Below are 19,248 nucleotides of genomic sequence, written 5' to 3'. Positions count from 1 at the left end.
CTGGATGCCAAATACGCCGCAAGCCATTGACCTGCGACGCATTCCGATTGCCCTTATACGCCCTCGCTAATCTCCCTTGTTGAATTGAAGCTTCAGCTTGGCAGCGAGCTCTTCCGTGTCCGACCAACGGATCGGGTGCGCTTGCCCGGCAGGTACGCTGATTCCCTCCGCTTCATCCTTCCGCACCGTCCAGATGACCGGAATCCGGCTTCCATGCGCATAACCAGCCGCATAGAACACGGACGGCGAGCGGCCGGTTGCGTCCGCGATGGCGAATTTGCAGCCGGCAAGGAGCGCAGCCGCATCCGCTTGACCATCCCGCCGATCCGCCTCGTCCTCCAGTTTGGGTTGAAAGCCGATCCGCTCCAGCCCCGGGATAATGTCCTCGATCCACGCTTGGCGCAGCTGCTCATCGCGAGGCAGCAGCACCGCGCAGCGTTTGGCACCCTGTCGCCCTTCGGACTCCGCCGCCCTCGCCCACCCTTCCACAGTCAGCTTGAGCGACGATCCGCTTCGCTCGATCAAGCCATCTTGTTTCAAGCAATCGATAATATAAATGAACTCCTGCAAATTGGGCGAATAAGTCAAATTATAACGCTCCGTCAATCGATGAATGAATACCGGAACGTCCGGGCCTTGCGCATTCCGATACAAATACCGAAGGAGACGGAGCGCCTTCTCTTCGATCGTACCCGGCACGTCCGCCGATGTCCGGATGGACGCAATCGTCTCTTCCGACAACGCGACGGCCTCGTCATATTCCGTCCGTTCGCGGATATAGCCCGAGACGAGCGGGAATAATTCCGACTTCGCCCGAAACCCGGCATCCTGTCCGACTGCGTAATAATCGTGCTTAAGCCGGTACTGTCCGCCTGGTGCGCAATAACACCCCTCGAACAGCAGCTCCTCGCCTACCTGCCGCGCCGGCACGATTTGCTCGCAAAATAAACAACGTTTTGTTTCCATCTCAATCGCTCCCCTCGGTTAGGAGGTTCGGACAACTTTCCCGGTTCGAGGGGGTCCCAAAGATTAAAAGTTTATCATCATTTCCGCTGTTTCAAGATGAAACAGCCAACGCCGTCGTTGACGCGCAGCAAGTTTCATACCGGATAAGCTGATTGGTTTGCGTTCACAATCGGGAGATTGGGTAAGCAGCATTCTGCGATAAAGAAATACAGGACGAGTTAGAAATATGAAGCTTATAACTCCCTGTATTTCAACGAAAAGAAGGCCACTTCGGAGTGACTCCGAAATGGCCTTCTTTCGCCTATTCCGCTACTGGCATCGTCATTGTCCTATGTTCCTTGCCGTCTTCCCCGCCACTCGCCGCTTCGTTCCCACCCTCTCGTACCAGGCCAGCAATTTGTCCACCGCCATAACCGTGAACGCGCCTAAGGCCAATCCCCCGAACACATCCAGTACCCAATGGATCGTGAGATATAAGGTCGAGTAGATCACTAGTGAGCAATACGTGACCATGATCCACTTATACAACCTGCCCCGCTCGCGAAGCGCAAGCAACAGCACGGCGAACGATACGGAAGTGTGCATGCTCGGGAAGCAGTTGCGCACAGTGCTCATCAGCTCGTTGCCCGCCAAATTCCGCGCCATGCCGTCTGGTTCGCCAAGGACAAACCAGACCTCATTCAACAGAATCGTCATATAGAACGGCACGATGAAAGGCAGCTGCAGCATATGGCTCGAGAGCGTGTACCGGATCATCTTACGTGCGTCCTTCGCCAGAAAGCTGCGCAGCAGCGCGGCGCCCCAAGCCATAATGAAGCCGTAGTCGTAGATCCACCGCATGAACCAGGTGAAGCTCTCAGGCTGCACGATCCGGAAGATCGCGCCGTCGTTGAACGGAATCTCCCGGAACACGTCGTCCCAATGCCAGAGATGACCGCCGTCCAGCCATTGGGCCACGAACCAGTACCAGAACGGCGCCGCATATTGAAACAGCAGGCCGATCACGATCAGCAGCGGCAGACCGAGCGGCAAGAATCGTCTCCATGTCGTCTGGTTCCGGTCTTCACGGTAATCCGAGACGATCGTCACCAGAAAAACGATATTCATGATCCAGTAGATTGTCTTGGTGTCCAACACGCTTAATGCCCCGCCATTCATTCTTGTCAACCGATTTGCCGTTCAAGGTTATCGTTTGCCCCACTATTCTATCATGGAACCCGACAGACTGAACAAGCGGCTATCATAAATAGAGGTGTCCCAAAAGTCATCACCATGATGACGTTGGGACACCCCTTCTCAATTGCGCTATCTTTGGTTACCGGATCAACTCGATATCGGGAGCGTCTTCACCGTAACGGTGGGGCCGCCCGTCGACCAGTTGTCGGCTGCATCCCTCGCCTCGATCTTCAATGCATACTCGGTATTCGATTTAAGCCCTTCAATGCCTTTGGTCCGCGTTGTTCCGTCCACTTCAGCAAGCACCGTATCGCCGCTCATTATCCGGTATCCGGTCACGCCGATATTATCGGATGCCGGCGTCCAGCTGATCAGCGCGATATGCGGCGTCGTTCCACCGGATGTAACTTTGCTGCCTGGCGCCCAAGTCGGCGCTTCCGTATCCGGGGCCGGCGCGTCCTTCGGCAGCGTCTTCACCGTGATCGCCGGTCCGTCCGTCGACCAATTCCCCGCCGCGTCCCTCGCTTCCACTTTCAGTGTATATTCCGTGTTCGGCGTTAGCCCTTCGATTCCCCTCGTCCGGGTCGTCCCGTCGACTTCCGCCAATACGGTCGGGCCGTTCAGAATCCGGTAGCCCGTCACGCCGACGTTGTCCGCTGCCGGCGTCCAGCTGATCAACGCGATGTATGGCGTCGTCCCGCCGGAGGTTACCTTGCTTCCCGACGGCCACGTCGGCGGTGCCGTGTCGCCTTCCGGTTCGGCAGCGAGCGTCTTGAACGCGACCGTCAGGCCATTCGCCGACCAATTACCCGCCGCGTCGACCGCTTCGATCGTCAGCGCATAGTCCTTGTCCGGCTGCAAATTCGCCAGCGTACGCGAGAGCGCAGGTCCGTTCGTCGACGCCAGCACCGTATCTCCGCGCTTGATTCGGTAGCCTGCCACCGCCACATTATCCATTGCCGCCGTCCACTTCAACACCGCGCTCGTCGCGGTCACCGACTCCGCCGACGCTTCGCTGCCCTCCGGCCAAGTCGGCGCCTGCGCGTCCGCTTCGCCCGTCGTGCGAATCCAGACGGTTGGCCCGTTCGTCGACCAGTTGCCCGCTTCGTCCCGCGCTTCGATCTTCAGCTCGTAGTCCATCTTCGGCGTAAGCCCTGTCACCGTCCACGCCAGTGTCGTGCCATCCGGCGTCTCGCCCACTACGGTCATGCCGCTCGTGATCCGGTAGCCCGTCACTGCTTCGTTGTCCAACGCCGCCGTCCACTCCAACGAGACCGATCCTCCCGTCAGCCCCGTCACGATCGCGTGGCTGCCCGCCGGCCAATTCGGCTTCATGGTATCCGTCGGCAAGCTTGTCGTCTTGAATGTCACCGAAGGCCCTTTGGTCCAGTTGCCCGCCGCGTCGCCCGCGGCGATGTCGAGCGTATACGTCGTGTTCGGCGCTAGCGACATCAGCGTTGTTGTCAAGTTCGGTGCCGCTACGGTTGCGACCACGTTCGCGCCGTTCATGATCCGATAGGCAGTAACCGCTCTGTTGTCGGTCGCGGAATTCCACGTTAGCTTGGCGCCGTTCGGCGCGATGTCTGACGCCTGCAGCTTGCTGCCGGACGGCCATGCCGGCGCGGTCGCGTCCGCCTCGTTAGGCGTGCTTATGGTTGTTTTCAATTCGTCCGACCAGTTGTTCTTCTTATCGCCAGCCGTAACCCGGAATGTATACGACGTATTCGGGTTCAAATCGTCGATGGTATACGTATGCCGGGATGCCGGCACTTCGGCAACCAAATAAGGACCATTATACACGCGGAAGGCCGTCACGCCCTCGGGGTCCGTGGCCGTCGGCCAAGACAGCTCGGTCGATCGGGTCGTCGTTTCACTTGCCTTCAGCGCGCTTCCCGCCGGCCACTTTGGTCTGGTAATATCACGCGTCCAACTCAGATCAGGCCCCGCCAGCTCCGCCGTATTGCCGTATGGGTCGATCGCTATGATCTTGAATGTGCTCGAATTGAAATAGAGCCTTTTGTCCAGCGAATAGCGTCTCGTTGCCGCCGGCACGCGGTCGATTAAGCCTTGCTGCGTAACAATTTGGTAGCCTGCGATTTCCGAATCGTCATAAGCCGCATTCCACGCCAGTTCGATTGACGTGCTGTCTTCTTTGACGATCTCGATTTTGCTGCCGGCCGGCCATACCGGCGCGTTCAGCTCTTGCGGCGGCGCTAACTTGAACAAAGCCCCGCCTTCCCAAGCATGCCAGTCGCCGCCCGTCCAGCGGACTTGAGCTCTGTGAGAGACGACCGGCACGAGCTCGCGCTTGCCGTTCAACACGTAGCTCAAGTAATGGCTGCCCGCCATCGGATACCCTGGCTTCGTCATTAGCTGTCCATTGTCCGATACGGCTTCGATGCCGGCCAGCTGCGGGTAAATTTGTTCCTTATCCCCCGATGGCGCGATCACGTACGTGTAATCCGCCCCTTCGTTGTCGGTCGCATTGTAATAAATCCAGCCGTTGTGGATAAAGATCGAATCGAATTTATCGAAGACCGTGCTGCTTTCGAGTCTCGTCTTGCTGCCATTCGGTTGAATGGCGAAAAGTTCAGTTCTTTCGGCCGTTTTTCGTTCATACACGATCGTGTCCCCTTCGATTCTACCCTTGTTCGTCGAAGCGGCGGCCCCGCCGGGCTGGGCCGTACCGTCGGCGACAACCGTTCTCGTCCCGTTCTTGTATTGTCTGAGCGAGCCGTCGGTGGTGGTATAAAGAACGGCACCATTCTCCGATACAGAAATGGAGGTTGCGACGAAACCCGACGTTTCGACCAGATCCACTTGTCCGGTCGAAACGCGCATGACCCGGAGTTCTTGTTTGTACGGAGTGGTCGTAGATCGCGTGCAGAATGTGAGGTAGTCGCCATTTGCGTTCTGACAATCCGTATAAGTCAATTCATATTTTGCAACCTTGTCGGTCGCCCATGACCATATGCTTAATTCTCCGTAATAGTAATACGCAACGCCATGATCAAGAAGAGATCTCGACGTAAATTTAATGTTCTCTGGTGGGGACGTGATTTGTCCCGTATTCAAATCTTTAATCTTACCCGAACCCAAAAGCAGTTTTCCGGTGTCCAAATTGACGCCTCTCAACATCTCGTCGTTTAGGTCAAACACTTTATCCGCGTTCGGATTCGCTTCGACTGCTATCGTCCTACTCTCCGTAGTCACTTGTCCCAACGAATCGATCGCCGTAAACACCAAGTTGAGGAACTCCTCGTCTCCCTTGAACTGGTTGTAATAACGGTCCAAATGGATAGCTTGATCAATCGAGGATTGATAGTCGGTGACCTGAAAGCCTCCGCCTCTGCTGCCGAACTCGATATTGAGCTTGATTTTGCAATCATAGCCCCTGCCGTCTTGGCAGCTGGCTTTCACATGTAAGCTAGGATCGGCAACAATGTAAGTCGATGGGGACTCGATATTGAAGTAGGCTTTATTGTGATGGATGATGGGGAAGGCTTGTTCATACGTTCCGGATGCCGTGGCTACGGCAATGACGGCTTGCTTTTCGCCCCCCGGTTGAGAAGCGATGTCAACGGCGGCTTCATACGTTTGGCAAGGGAACGTACAATTCTGGTCGCTTGGCACCATGTTTGTTTTCTTGCCGTTGATGATGATGCTGACGCTGTCGATCAATAAGGCGGTGTTCACATTGATCTTGGCTTTGAATTTGCCATGGACGACGGGAATACCGTTCGCCACGCTCGTTTTATCGGTGATAAAAGTGAAAATTTGAACTGGCGAATCACCATTCGCCGCGTTCGTAACAAGTGTTTGCTCGACTGATGCTCGGGTTTGCTCGGCTCCTGCCGCGGACGAGACTTCATTCTCATCGGAAACGCCGCTCCCGTTCAAGTCGTTTGCGTCCCCTATCGGCGCCGACTGGACCGAGCCTGCTTCCTCGGCGAACGCAGCCGGCGGCACGGCCAACGCAAGAACAAGCATCAGGACGAGCAGCGCGCGTAGTTTCGACAACATAAAATAACCATACCTCCTCTAATATTTATGATACATTTCGTATCTTTGAGATCATATCACACAACCCAATCTCCTATCTACTTTCATATATGGTTATAATTAGGTTAAATTTTATTTAAATTTATGTTTTCAAAGCACCAAAAAAGCAGATTCCGCTTGAAGGCCTTCTAGCCTACCGCGGAATCTGCCGTGTTCTAGCTTTCTAATCCCTTCGCGCTCCTGGACTAACTAAGGTAGCGTCGTAACAACCACCGACGGTCCGCCCGTCGACCAGTTCCCCGCCTCGTCCCGCGCCTCCACCTTCAACGTATACGTCGTGCCGCGTGTAAGTCCTTCAATGCCTCTCGTCCGCGTTGTTCCATCCACTTCAGCAAGCACCGTATCGCCGCTCATTATCCGGTATCCGGTCACGCCAACGTTATCCGCTGCCGGCGTCCAGCTGATTAGCGCGATTTGCGTTGTCGTCCCGCCGGATGTAACCTTGCTGCCCGGCGACCACGTCGGCGCTTCCGTATCCGGGGCCGCTGCGTCTTTCGGCAGCGTCTTCACCGTGATCGCCGGTCCGTCCGTCGACCAGTTCCCCGCCGCGTCCCTCGCTTCCACTTTCAGTGTATATTCCGTGTTCGGCGTCAGCCCCTCGATTCCCCTCGTCCGGGTCGTCCCGTCGACTTCCGCCAAGACGGTCGGGCCGTTCAGAATCCGGTAGCCTGTCACGCCGACATTGTCGGTTGCCGGCGTCCAGCTGATCAACGCTATATATGGCGTCGTCCCGCCGGAGGTGACTTTGCTGCCAGACGGCCACGTCGGCGGCGCCGTATCGCCTTCCGGTTCGGCAGCCTGCGTCTTGAACGCGATCGTTAGGCCATTCGCCGACCAATTACCCGCCGCGTCGACCGCTTCGATCGACAGCGCATAGTCCGTATCCGGCTGCAAATTCGCCAGAGGGCGCGAGAGCGCAGGTCCGTTCGTCGACGCCAGCACCGTATCGCCGCGCTTGATCCGGTAGCCCGCCACCGCCACGTTATCCATTGCCGCCGTCCACTTCAACACCGCGCTCGTCGCGGTCACCGACTCCGCCGACGCTTCGCTGCCCTCCGGCCAAGTCGGCGCCTGCGCATCCGCTTCGCCCGTCGTGCGGATCCAGACGGTCGGCCCGTTCGTCGACCAGTTGCCCGCCTCGTCGCGCGCTTCGATCTTCAACTCATAGTCCGTCTTCGGCGTAAGCCCCGTCACCGTCCACGCCAGTGTCGTGCCATCCGGCGTCTCGCCAACTACGGTCGTGCCGCTCGTAATCCGGTAGCCCGTTACCGCTTCGTTGTCCAGCGCCGCCGTCCACTCCAGCGAGACCGATCCTCCCGTCAGCCCCGTCACGATCGCGTGGCTGCCCGCCGGCCAATTCGGCTTCATGGTATCCGTCGGCAAGCTTGTCGTCTTGAACGTCACCGACGGTCCTTTGGTCCAGTTGCCCGCCGCATCGCCCGCTGCGACGGCGAGCGTGTACGTCGTGTCCGGCGCAAGCGATGTCAGCGTCGTCGTCAAGCTCGGCGCCGCCGCGGTCGCGATGACGGTCGCGCCGTTCAGAATCCGGTACCCGGTGACCGCAACGTTGTCGGTCGCGGAATTCCAGGTCAGTTTGGCGCCGTTCGGCGCGATGTCAGCCGCCTGCAGCTTGCTGCCGGACGGCCAAGCCGGCGCGGTAGTGTCCGCCTCGTTCGGCGTGCGCAGGGTTGTTTTCAATTCAGTCGACCAATTATTCCCATCTCCCGCCGTGACCCTGAATGTATACGATGTATTCGGATTCAGATCGTCGATGTTGTATGCACGCTGGGAAGCTGGCACCTCGGCAACCAAATAGGGTCCGTTGTACACGCGGTAGGCCGTCACGCCCTCGAGGTCTGTCGCCGCCGGCCAGGATAGTTCGGTCGTTCTGGTCGTCGTATCACTTGCTTTCAGCACGCTCCCCGCCGGCCACTCCGGCTTGGATGCATCCGGCGTCCAGGTCAACGTCGGTCCTGCCAATTCAGCGGCATTGCCGTAAGGGTCGACCACCTTGATTTTGAACGTGCTCGACCCGCTATAGAGCCGTTTGTCCAGCGTATACCGTCTTGTTTCAGCCGACACACGGTCGATTAAGCCTTGCTGCGTAAAAATTTGGTAGCCTGCGATTTCCGAGTCGTCATAAGCCGCATTCCATGCAAATTCGGTTGATGTGCTGTCTTCTTTGACGGTCTCGATTTTGCTGCCGGCCGGCCAGATCGGCGCGTTCAGCTCTTGCGGCGGCGCTAACTTGAACAATGCCCCGCCTTCCCAAGCATGCCAATCATCTCCCGTCCAGCTGACTTGCGCTCTGTGAGAGACGATCGGCACGAGTTCGCGTTTGCCGTTCAACACGTAACTCATGTAATGGCTGCCCGAAGTATACCCCGGAAGCGTTACGAGACGGCCATCGTCCGATACGGCTTTAATGCCGGTCAGCTGCGGGTAAATTTGCTCTTTGTTCCCCGATGGCGCGACCACATACGTATAGTCCGCCCCTTCGTTGTCAGTCGCATTGTAATAAATCCAACCGTTATGGATAAAGATCGAATCGAATGTATCGAAGACCGTGCTGCTCTCGAGTCTCGTCTTACTGCCGTTCGGCTGGACCGCGAAAAGCTCCGTCCGCGAAGCTGTCTTCCGTTCGTAGACGATCGTGTCGCCTTCGATTTTCCCAAGGTTCGTCGAAGCGGCGGCTCCGCCGGGCTGTGCGGTGCCGTCGGCGACAACCGTTCTTGCCCCGTTCTTGTATTGTCTGAGCGATCCGTCTGTGGTGGTATATAGAACGGCTCCCGTCTCCGATAAAGCAATGGAGTCTGTCTTGAAACTCGACGTCTCAATCAGGTCGATCTGCCCGGTCGAAACGCGCATCACCCGAAGTTCAGTTTTGTACGGAGTGGTCGCGGTCTGTGTGCAGAACGTGATGTAATCGCCTTTGAAGTTCTGACATTCCTGGTATATAAAACTATGTTCTGTGAGCGTGTTGGCCGCCCAATTCCATACGCTGAATTTGCCGATATAGACATAAGCGACGCCCTGATCAAGAAGATGACCGGATGTTGAAGCAAAGTCCTTGGAAGGCGACGCAATTTCTCCGGTTTTCAAATCTTTGACTTTACCGGAAGTCAAAAGCAGTTTCCCGGCGTCCAAATCGATCTCGCTTATCATATCGTTTTGCAGATCGAATACTTTGTGCGCGTTCGGATTACTCTCCACCCCTACTGTTTTCGTCCGATAGGTCACTTGGCCTAACGAATCAATCGCTGTAACTTCCAATACGAGCGATGCCGCGTCCCGTATGTATTGATCGTAATAGCGGTCCAAATGAATGTCTTGATCGATCAAAGGTTGATACCCGGTGACCTGAAAGCCACCGCCGCTGCTTCCGAACGCGACTCTGAGCTTGACTTTGCAATCATAGCCCATGCCGTCGGTGCAGCTTGCTTTCACATGCAGGCTAGGATCGGCCACAAGATAGGTCGAAGGTGCTTCGATGTTGATAGTTGCTTTGTTATGATGGATGATGGAGAAGGCCTGTTCATACGTTCCGGATGCCGTGGCTACGGTGACGATAGCTTGCTTCGCGCCTCCCGGCTGTGAAGCGATGTTAACGGCGGCTTCGTACGTTTTGCATGGTGATATATTGCACTGTGTCGAGCCCTGCACCATGTTCGTTTTCTTGCCGTTGATGGTGATGCTAACGCTGTCGATCACTAAGGCGGTACTCACATTGACCCTGGCGTTGAAATTACCATGGACGACATGCGTGCCATTCACCGTGCTTGTTTTGTCAGTGGAGAAAGCGAAAATTTGGACTGGCGAACTGCTGTCCGCCGCAGGAGTGACAAGCGTTTGCTCGACTGGGTCTTGGGCTTGCTCGCTTCCCGTCTGGGATGAGACTTCATCCTCAACGGATACAGTGCTCCCGACCAAGTCGTTTGCGTCCGCGATCGGCGCCGACTGAGCCGCACCCGCTTCTTTGGCGAACGCCGCCGTCGGTACGACCATCGCCAGAACTAGCATCAGGACGAGCAGCGCGCGTAGTTTCGTCAACATAAAATAACATAACCTCCTTTTATTATTTGATACATTTCGTATCGAATAGAGCTTACTACATTTCAGTCCTCCTATCCACTTCCATTAGTGTTAAATTTATGATCGGTTTCGCCCATAAACGCAAAGAAGCAGATTCCACGAGAGGCCTACTGGCCAACCGTGGAATCTGCCGTACTAGCGTAATTCTTCTCTGTGCTCCTTTGACTTCCTAAGGCTGCGTCGTCACCGTTACCGACGGTCCGTTCGTCGACCAGTTACCCGTCGCGTCGACCGCTTCGATCGTCAGCGAATAGTCCGTATTCGGTTGCAAATTCTCCAACGTTCGCGAAAGCGCCGGTCCGTTCGTCTCCGCCAGTACCGTCTCCCTGTGCTTGATCCGGTAGCCCGCCACCGCCACCTTATTCATTGCCGCCGGCCATTTCACCAACGCGCTCGTCGCGGTCACCGACTCTGCCAAGGCTTCGCTGCCTTCCCGCCACGTCGGCGCCTGCACTTCCGCTGCGCCCGTCGTGCGGATCCAGACGGTCGGCCCGTTCGTCGACCAGTTGCCCGCCTTGTCTCGCGCTTCGATCTTCAACTCGTAGTTCGTCTTCGGCGCATGGGCCGGTCACCGTACACGCCGTGTCGTACTATCCGACGTTTGCCCACTACGCTACGCCAAAAAGGGACCTTCCGGCCCCTCCTTGTCTATCAGCTATGCCTATATCCCTTTTGAACACCCGTTCGCTTATTCCGCTGCGATCCCCTCCACCAACTGCCGCGCCTGCTGCTCAGGGAACGGCTGGACGCGGATTACGACCTCCTGCAATTTGCCGCTATACGGGAACGGCGCTTCATAATCAAGACCGACCGCGGACTGCGCGTTATGGCCGACCGCGAACGAACCGGCTCCGTTGGAGCTGTTCGACGTCACGACCTCGCCGCTGCCGATGGGCTCCCCGTTCAGGAACAACCGGACAATGCCCTGCCCCGCCCCCGTCGGCACGAACTCGTATTTCAAAACCACGCGTCCTGCGGGAAGCTCTCGATTCGAGACCACCGTATAGTGCCGATCTCCGAAATAATTGTAGTGATACACGAGCTGATTATGCCGAATGTAGAGCGCATACCCTCCGAACCGGTTGCCGTCCGCAACCAGCACGCCTTCCTCCAGCACGTCGAGGCGTTCGAGCGTCGCTTCGATCGTATGCGGCCGGTTGTTCAAGATTGGAATATCCGTCGTCTGCAGCTCTAGTGAAGAAGGGACGAACCGATATTCGACCGCGCCTTCCTCTATTCTCTTGGCGTGCGGGCCGAGCGGTCTGCTCTTCACGATGTCGAACGCGCGCTCCATCATCGCTCGCCCGTCGATCGGCAGCACGCCGTATTTGCCCGCTTCCGTCCACCAGCGCTCGACGAGCTCGCGCACCTTCTCCGGATACGCGGCAGCAAGATCGCGCGTCTCCGCGAAATCCTCCGCTTCGTGGTAGAGCTCCCACGTATCGGCTTCGAACGGCGCGCCCGGCACGTGATTGGTGACCGCTTTCCACCCTTGATGCCAAATGGCCCTATGGCCAAGCATCTCGTAATACTGGGTCTGCTTACGGGTTGGTGCGTCCGCGTCATCGAACGTATACGCTAAGCTGACGCCATGCAGCGGCAGCTGCGGAACGCCGCCGAGTTCCGTGGGCGCTTCCACGCCGATCAGCTCAAGGACCGTCGGCACGATATCGGCCACGTGATGGTATTGGGCCCGAATACCGTTCTCGGCTTTAATGCGGCGCGGATAATGGATGAGCAGCGGGTCTTTGATGCCGCCCGCGTGCACCCAGGTTTTGTACCACTTCAGCGGCGTATTCCCCGCGCTTGCCCATCCGAGCGGGTAGTGGTTGTACGTGGTCGGTCCGCCGATCTCATCGATCCGCTTGATCTCTTCATCCACGATAGTCGGCACGCCGTAGAACCCTTTGTGTTCATTCAACGAGCCGTTTGGTCCGCCTTCCGGACTTGCTCCGTTGTCGGAGATGAGCACGATGATCGTATCGTCCAGTTGTCCCAACTCATCGAGCGTATTAACCAGTCGACCTATATGATGATCCGTATGATCCAGGAAGCCGGCGAACGCCTCCTGAAGCCGGGCGTAGAATTTTTTCTCGTTCTCGCTCAGCGAATCCCATGGCTGCACAAGAGGGTTACGCAGCGGAAGCTCTGTATGGGGCGGCACGATGCCGAGCTCCTGTTGACGCCGGAACCAATCTTCGCGCACGTTGTCCCACCCTTGATCGAATTTGCCTTTGTACTTCTCGATGAAAGCCTTCGGCGCCTGATGCGGCGCATGCGTCGCGCCATAGGCCAGATAGAGGAAGAACGGCTTGTCCGGCGCCGCCGCTTTCTGCTCCTGTACGTATTCGATGGCGCGGTCCGTCAAATCCTCAGTCAGATGATAGCCCTCTTCCGGCTTCTTCGGCGGCGCGGTCTTGCGGTTGTACGCGACCAAGTCCGGATAATATTGATCGGTCTCCCCGTTCAGGAACCCATAGTAATGCTCGAAGCCGCGCCCCGTCGGCCAATTGTCGAACGGTCCCGCGTACGATTGCTCCGCACCCGGCACGAGGTGCCACTTCCCGATTGCCGCCGTATTGTACCCCTTCTCCTTCAAGATCTCCGCAAGCGTCCCGGTCTCCCTGCTCATTGCGCCGCGCGTATTCGGGAAACCGTTGTGAAATTCCGCAATCATGCCGACGCCCGCCGCGTGCGAATTTCGCCCTGTCAAGAGAGATGCGCGGGTAGGCGAGCACATCGAATTCGTATGGAAATTCGTATAACGGAGACCGCCTTCGGCCAATCGATCCAAATTCGGCGTCTCGATCGTAGAGCCGTAGCTGCCCAGATGGGCGAAGCCGGTGTCATCCAGCACGATGAAGACAACGTTCGGCGCGCCTTCAGGCGCCTTCGGCCGATTCGACCAATCCGGCACCGACTCTTGAACGGTGCGTCCAATGACGCCTTGGAATGCTGGGAATGCTTGCTTCGTTGACATGGTAATCCTCCTCGAGATTGGTTTCTTCTCTCACCGGTTTAATCGGATTAAATACAGGAGATAAGGCCCAGAGTCGTAAAAAAGAGACTCTACCGCGCTGCCCCAATTCGGCTGCGGCGAATCTCTGGAGGTCCAGTCAATTCGGCTATTGTCGCACAGACTGAACCGGTCGTCAGTTTGTGCTTTGACCAGATATTACCACCCAGCCGGAAACAGTGTCAACCTCGAATTTTACGGGCCAATCGGCCACGCCTGGAGAACGGCTTCAAGAGGCTTGTTCATTTAAGCTGTATTTAAGTTACCTCGCCTATTGTGTACCTATCGACAAGAAGATTTGCGAGGAGAGATTACGATGAATCAGTCAAATAGAAAACCGAAACGAAAACTGGCGATCGGCCTGACCGTCTCCGTCTTGGCGGTCGGCGGCATAATTTACGGACTAGCGGACCGCTATCTCATCGAACATGTGGAGGTGGTCGTCGCCCAGCCGACGGTCGCAGCCGCCAGTTCGACCGTAACCGCCAATACCGGTGCTTCCGCAGCTACTACTTCGGCAACGATTGACGCCGAGCCCTCCGCGGTAGCGGACTCGAGCGCGGCCACTGCAGCAGCCTCCGACGATTGGAACTACACAAGCGACGCCATGAGTATCGCCATCCAGAAGGTCGAGACGGGTACGGGCGCGGACAAGATCACCTACTACGCCACCGACGTGCAGTTGAAGAGCGCGGCCAATCTGCTGACCGCCTTCGCGGACAACGCTTTCGGTCGCAATATTATCGCTAACACTTCGGACATCGCCTCGTCGAACAACGCCATATTCGCCATCAATGGCGACTATTACGGGTTCCGCGATAACGGCGTCATCATCCGTAACGGCAATTTATATCGTAACGAGCCTGCTCGCACCGGATTGGCCATGTACAGCGACGGGACGATGGCTTCCTATAACGAAGAAGAGATTTCGGCCGAGGAGCTGCTGGCGCAGGGCGTGACGAACACCTTCTCGTTCGGTCCCGTGCTGGTGAAGGACGGCAGCGTCGCTACCGATCTGGATGATGTGAGAATCGATAACAATTTCGGCAACCGCTCGATCGACGGCGCGAATCCGCGCACGGGCGTTGGCATCATCGCGCCGAACCATTACGTCTTCGTCGTCGTCGACGGCCGTCAAGCGAACTACAGCCGGGGCATGACGCTGAACGAATTCGCGCAGCTGTTCGAGGATCTTGGCGCGACGGAAGCCTATAACCTCGACGGCGGCGGCTCGTCCACCATGTATTTCAATGGAAGCGTCGTAAATAGCCCCGGCAGCAAAGGCCAAGAACGCGGCGTCAGCGACATTATTTATCTCGCCGAATAATCCGCACGGCATGATCGACAACGATAACTAAGGAGGCAGATTGCCATGATGATCTTAATACCCGCTTACGAACCCGACCACAGATTGATCCAGCTAGTCGCCAATCTGAAGGAGGCTTGCGCGCCGAAGATCGTCATCGTGGACGACGGCAGCGGGCCAGCCTATCGCCATATTTTCGATGCAGCCCGCGAAGCCGGGTGCACCGTGTTGACGCATGAAGTTAACCGGGGCAAAGGCCGCGCCCTGAAGACCGGCTTCGGTTACTTGAAAGACGTCGGCGAGCGCGAAGGCGTGATCTGCGCGGATAGCGACGGGCAGCATCTCCCTTCCGATATTATGCGAATCGCCGCTGTACTTGCCAGCGAACGCGGCGGCATCGTGCTCGGCTGCCGCCATTTTACAGGCAAGGTACCGCTGCGAAGCCGCTTCGGGAATGTCGCGACCCGTCTGATTTATGCGATGACGACCGGCAACCGCATCCAGGACACCCAGACCGGCCTACGCGGCTTCCCGGCTTCCATGCTGGATTGGCTGTGCGAGCTGCCTGGCGAGCGGTTCGAGTACGAAATGAATATGCTGCTGAAAGCGCAGGAGAACGGTTACCCGCTGCGCGAGGTGACGATCGATACCGTCTATTTGGAGAACAACAAGTCATCGCATTTCCGCCCGATCGCCGATTCCGCGAAAGTGTACGCGCCCATCTTGAAATTCTGCTCGTCCTCCGTCCTGTCGGCGCTGCTTGATTTCGGCCTGCTCCTGCTGCTGCAGCTGCTGACCGGCAAGCTCCTCTTCGCGGTGATCGGAGCGCGTGCGGTCAGCTCCATCTTCAACTATTCCATGAACCGCCGTTTCGTATTCGATAAGACCAAGAAGGCTGCCGTCGTGTCATCCATACCGAAATATTTCGCGCTTGTCGCGCTTATCATGGTGCTCAACTACGGCTTGATGCATCTGTTCCATGAGCAATGGAGTGTGCCGCTCGTCATCGCGAAGCTGTTAACCGAAGGGACGCTCTTCCTGTTCAGCTATTGGTCGCAGCGCAAATTCGTGTTCGCAGCGCCAAGAGAGGCGACTGTCAAGGCATGTTCAGGCACAATGGATCGCGTGAAGCATGTATAACGTCGCGTTAGAGCAAGGGGCAATTCCAACCGTCATCACATGACGCGGAATTGCCCCTTGTTTGCTTGCGCATCTTACTGCACCATCGCTAACATAGCAAACTTGACATCACCAACTATTTCGTATACATTTGTATACACAAACCAACGTATACATTTGTATACAACCCCTCAAGGAGGACGATCGAGATGCGGGAAGGAAGACACGGACACCACCGAGGCGATCACGGTCATCATGGCCATGGCGAAGGCAGAGGCGGACGCGGCCATGGCGAGCACCGCCATATGAAGAGCGCCCAGACGTTCCGCCGCGGCCGGGCAATCTCATTCTTAGAGAAGCTTCAATTACGGCGTACTACGCTGGCACTGCAGCTGCAGCAGCCGGAATTCAAATCGATCAAACCGGTCATCAGCGGCGAATTGAAGGCCGTCGATGCCATTATTCAAGAGTTCATTCATACGTTCGAACTGCACGAAGGACATGTCGAAGAGGATAGCATAGAGAAGACAACCGAAAGCGAGGCGCATGAAAATGACGAACCGAATCCTTGAAGTCATACAGACCCGCAGAACGATTAAACAATTCGACGCCAGGCCGATCGCCGAAGCACAATGGACCGCTTGGCTCGAAGCTGCCAGTTATGCTCCGAACCATCGGATGAACGAACCGTGGGAGATACTCGAAGTTGGCCCCGAGACGCGCGCGAAGCTTCGCCACAAGACGGACTTCGGCGGCGCGCCGGTCGTGCTCGTCCTTCTATCCAAGCCCGCCGCTACCGCATTCGAGCGTGACGAGAATGTCATGGCCGTCTCCTGCTTCGCTCAGAACTTCCTGCTCGCCGCCCATGACGCGGGCGTCGGCGCTTACTGGGCTTCGATGGGCGCCCTGCCCCACAACCGAGAGATTCTCGGTGTCCAGGAAGGCTACGACGTGATCGGTATTTTCGGCCTTGGGTATCCTGCCGACACGCCGGCGGTGAAGCCAAGAACGCCGATCGCGGCGAAGATCCAGCGGCTGCCTTAGACATCTGCCACTGCCCACATGAACAAAGTCCGACCGCTTCCATTTTTCAGGAAGCGGTCGGACTTATTTTTCGTTGATTCTATTGCTACAATCATAAGCTGTGTCCGCCAGGACAAAAGCGTGCCTTCCTCGTTCCTCCCGCCATCCACTACCCTACCTGCCTGCACGAAGAGGGAGCCCAGAGGTAAAAGTTTTCCGGAGGAAAACTGCTTCGGAAGCATACGCTTAGTCCTTTGGTTCCCCTCGGCGGAGGGGGAGGGACCTTTACCCGTTCGTCTGCCCGCCTTCCGGCATGTCGGTCGATGGCGTTCCGCCGCTTGGCATATCCGCCGGCGGCGTACCTCCGTTTGGCATGTCGGTCGGAGGCGTGCCTCGCATACCGCCGCGTCCGCCGCCGCCCATGCCTCGTCCACCGCCACCGCCGAAACCGCTCGGCGCGGTCGTCACGCCAGATTCGTTCACGTACGTCACTTTCTCGCCCATCTCGAATGCCAAGACTTTGGTGCTGCCGCTCACCGTGCCGCCTTCGGCGTAACCCTCCGTCGCCGCGCCGCCGCTGACCGAACCGCCGGTTGCGATCGTGTATTGTTCACCGCTCGATAGCGACGCCGAGGAGAACACGAAGCTGCTGAACGACTTCGCCGGCTGGAAAGTCGCGATCGTCTTGCCGTTGTTGTCGGTTACCGATACGAGCGTGCCCGCTTCCAGCGTGCTCGGGAAGGTCATCATCAAGGCAAGCTGCTTCGACGTATCGGAAGGCGCTTGAGCCATGCCCGCGCTTCCTGCCGCCACGAGCGTGCCGCCGGATTGCTCGAACGTGCCGTTGTAGTCAAGCGGCCCGTTGCCGTTCGTCGTCGGACCGTTCACGATCGCCGTGCCGCCGCTCATCACGACCGAGCCGTTCGAATCGAGGCCGTCGCCGTCGGCATTCACGTAGAGGTAGCCGCCGCTAATGTTGAGCATGCCGTCCGTCGCGGCGAACATATCCCCGCCTGCCGCGCCTGAGCTGTCGTTGCCGCCGCCGACGTTCACGCCGTCGTCGCTTGCCGCGATGTGGATTTCCCCGCCGGAGATGGCGATATTCGCGCTTTCAATGCCTTCATAGCTCGTGGTTACGACAATCGTGCCGTCGGAGATGGCTAGTGCCGTATCCGCATGAATCCCGTCATCGCCTGAGGCAATACGATATTGGCCGCCTGTGATCGCGATATTCGCGTTGCTGTGGATGGCATCGTCGGCCGCGTCGATAGAGAAGCTGCCACCTGCGATAGCCACGTTCGCCGCGCCTTTCAAACCTTTGGCGCTGGAGGACTCGCTCTCATCCGTCGATGCAGTCGTCTCCGTCTGCGCTTGCGTTTGGCCCGGGAAGCCGCGGCCGCCGAATTGTTCCTCGTGCGTTTTCGTCGATTTCGTATTGCCGCCGCCCGAGATGATCTCGAATATGCCATCGGCGATCAGAATCGAAGTAGCGGCTTGAATCCCGTCCTTCTCGGATGCGATATGGAACGTTCCGCCTGTGATCGCGACGTAACCTTTATCCGCGTCGGTGTCGTTCGTCGTCTTCACGCCATCGCCGCCGGCTTTCACCGTTACGAGACCGTCCTTCGCCGCGACCAAATCCTTGCCCACTAAGCCGTCGTCGCTTGCGTTGACCGTTATCGTGCCGCTCATGATCTTCAGATCGTCTTTGCTCGTGATGCCGTCATTTGCGCTACCTGTAACCGCGAGCTTGCCAGTACCGTTGATCGTGAGGTCGCCTTTGCTAAACAATGCTGCTGTCGGCGCATCTTCGGACGTATCCGCATATGTTGCGCCATCTATCAAACGGTTATCCGTTCCTTCCTGAAGCGTCACGATCGCCTTGCCGGCTTCCTTCACGTAGATAGCTGCGCCGTCGTTATTCGTAATTTGAACACCGTTCAAAACGATATGCACATCGGCATCATCCGGCGCGTCGACCACTAATTGTCCGTCCGTAATCATACCGCTGACCACATATGTGCCGGCCGTGCTGATCGTCACGACGCCGCCTACGGCCTTCGCACCGCCGCCTGTCACGGTTGCGCTTGCGCTGCTGAACGCGATGGTCGTCGCGCTATCCGCGCTCCACGCGGTCAGCGAATCGTTCTCATCGAAATCCGCTTGTTCGGCGGCATTGGCGCTGGCCAGTTCGACCGCTGCGTCGGATGCTGAATCCGACGTCTGATTCGCGGAAGCCGTCGTCGCGGCGTCTGTCGTCGTTGTTGCTGCAGTATTCGACGTATTTGCAGCGTTGGAGCTGCAGCCTGCGGCCAGCATAGCGCTTAGGAGCAGAATGGACAGCATTTTCATTTGATTGGAACGTTTCATATTCATCAGCCTCTCTTCTAATAATTTCTTCTTAAATAAATTTGAGTCCAAAAAGTCGACGATCCAGCACCGAGAAGGTGACGAGCCACTCCTTGATCAACTTTGTGACCAATTGGCG

11 protein-coding genes are annotated in these 19,248 nt (G+C 57.2%); 4 read left to right on the top strand and 7 right to left on the bottom strand.

Annotation, left to right across the window (positions count from 1 at the left end; translation table 11 throughout):
• Window positions 1–66: 66 nt before the first annotated feature.
• The 6 genes from ACFFSY_RS06670 to ACFFSY_RS06645 all read right to left on the bottom strand — a co-directional run bounded on the left by ACFFSY_RS06670 (window position 67) and on the right by ACFFSY_RS06645 (window position 13,276).
• Window positions 67–966, bottom strand: a complete 900-nt coding sequence (locus ACFFSY_RS06670; RefSeq protein WP_377491763.1) for a hypothetical protein — start codon at window positions 964–966, stop codon at window positions 67–69.
• 321 nt (window positions 967–1,287) lie between these two features.
• Window positions 1,288–2,103 (bottom strand): phosphatase PAP2 family protein, encoded by an 816-nt coding sequence (locus ACFFSY_RS06665; protein ID WP_377491760.1) that lies wholly within the window; start codon window positions 2,101–2,103, stop codon window positions 1,288–1,290.
• Window positions 2,104–2,289: 186 nt separating this feature from the next.
• On the bottom strand, window positions 2,290–6,165 hold the full coding sequence (locus tag ACFFSY_RS06660) for a fibronectin type III domain-containing protein (protein WP_377491757.1): 3,876 nt from the start codon (window positions 6,163–6,165) through the stop codon (window positions 2,290–2,292).
• 228 nt (window positions 6,166–6,393) lie between these two features.
• Window positions 6,394–10,257: a fibronectin type III domain-containing protein gene (locus ACFFSY_RS06655; RefSeq protein WP_377491754.1), complete on the bottom strand. Its 3,864-nt coding sequence runs from the start codon at window positions 10,255–10,257 to the stop codon at window positions 6,394–6,396.
• Window positions 10,258–10,465: 208 nt separating this feature from the next.
• Window positions 10,466–10,834 (bottom strand): fibronectin type III domain-containing protein, encoded by a 369-nt coding sequence (locus ACFFSY_RS06650; protein WP_377491751.1) that lies wholly within the window; start codon window positions 10,832–10,834, stop codon window positions 10,466–10,468.
• A 150-nt stretch (window positions 10,835–10,984) separates the two neighbouring features.
• Entirely contained in the window at window positions 10,985–13,276 is a 2,292-nt protein-coding gene (locus tag ACFFSY_RS06645) for a sulfatase-like hydrolase/transferase (RefSeq protein ID WP_377491748.1), read from the bottom strand.
• Window positions 13,277–13,628: 352 nt separating this feature from the next.
• On the opposite strand from ACFFSY_RS06645, the gene ACFFSY_RS06640 reads away from it, so the two are divergent.
• From ACFFSY_RS06640 to ACFFSY_RS06625, 4 genes are all read left to right on the top strand, one after another.
• The gene (locus tag ACFFSY_RS06640) at window positions 13,629–14,639 is read left to right on the top strand and encodes a phosphodiester glycosidase family protein (protein ID WP_377491745.1); all 1,011 of its coding nucleotides are present in this window, start codon (window positions 13,629–13,631) and stop codon (window positions 14,637–14,639) included.
• 45 nt (window positions 14,640–14,684) lie between these two features.
• The gene (locus ACFFSY_RS06635) at window positions 14,685–15,758 is read left to right on the top strand and encodes a GtrA family protein (RefSeq protein WP_377491742.1); all 1,074 of its coding nucleotides are present in this window, start codon (window positions 14,685–14,687) and stop codon (window positions 15,756–15,758) included.
• 188 nt (window positions 15,759–15,946) lie between these two features.
• The gene (locus ACFFSY_RS06630; RefSeq protein ID WP_377491739.1) at window positions 15,947–16,309 is read left to right on the top strand and encodes a hypothetical protein; all 363 of its coding nucleotides are present in this window, start codon (window positions 15,947–15,949) and stop codon (window positions 16,307–16,309) included.
• On the top strand, window positions 16,290–16,781 hold the full coding sequence (locus tag ACFFSY_RS06625; RefSeq protein ID WP_377491736.1) for a nitroreductase family protein: 492 nt from the start codon (window positions 16,290–16,292) through the stop codon (window positions 16,779–16,781). The genes ACFFSY_RS06630 and ACFFSY_RS06625 overlap by 20 nt, the downstream gene beginning before the upstream one ends.
• Before the next feature lie 264 nt (window positions 16,782–17,045).
• On the opposite strand, the gene ACFFSY_RS06620 is transcribed toward ACFFSY_RS06625, so the two are convergent.
• Window positions 17,046–19,136, bottom strand: coding sequence for a carbohydrate-binding domain-containing protein (locus tag ACFFSY_RS06620; RefSeq protein WP_377491733.1), 2,091 nt, complete (start codon window positions 19,134–19,136; stop codon window positions 17,046–17,048).
• Window positions 19,137–19,248 lie beyond the last annotated feature (112 nt).

It is taken from the genome of Paenibacillus aurantiacus (assembly GCF_042431225.1).
In the GTDB taxonomy this organism is placed as follows: Bacteria; Bacillota; Bacilli; order Paenibacillales; family Paenibacillaceae; genus Paenibacillus_Z; species Paenibacillus_Z aurantiacus.
This window is presented reverse-complemented; position numbering and strand designations above follow the sequence as displayed.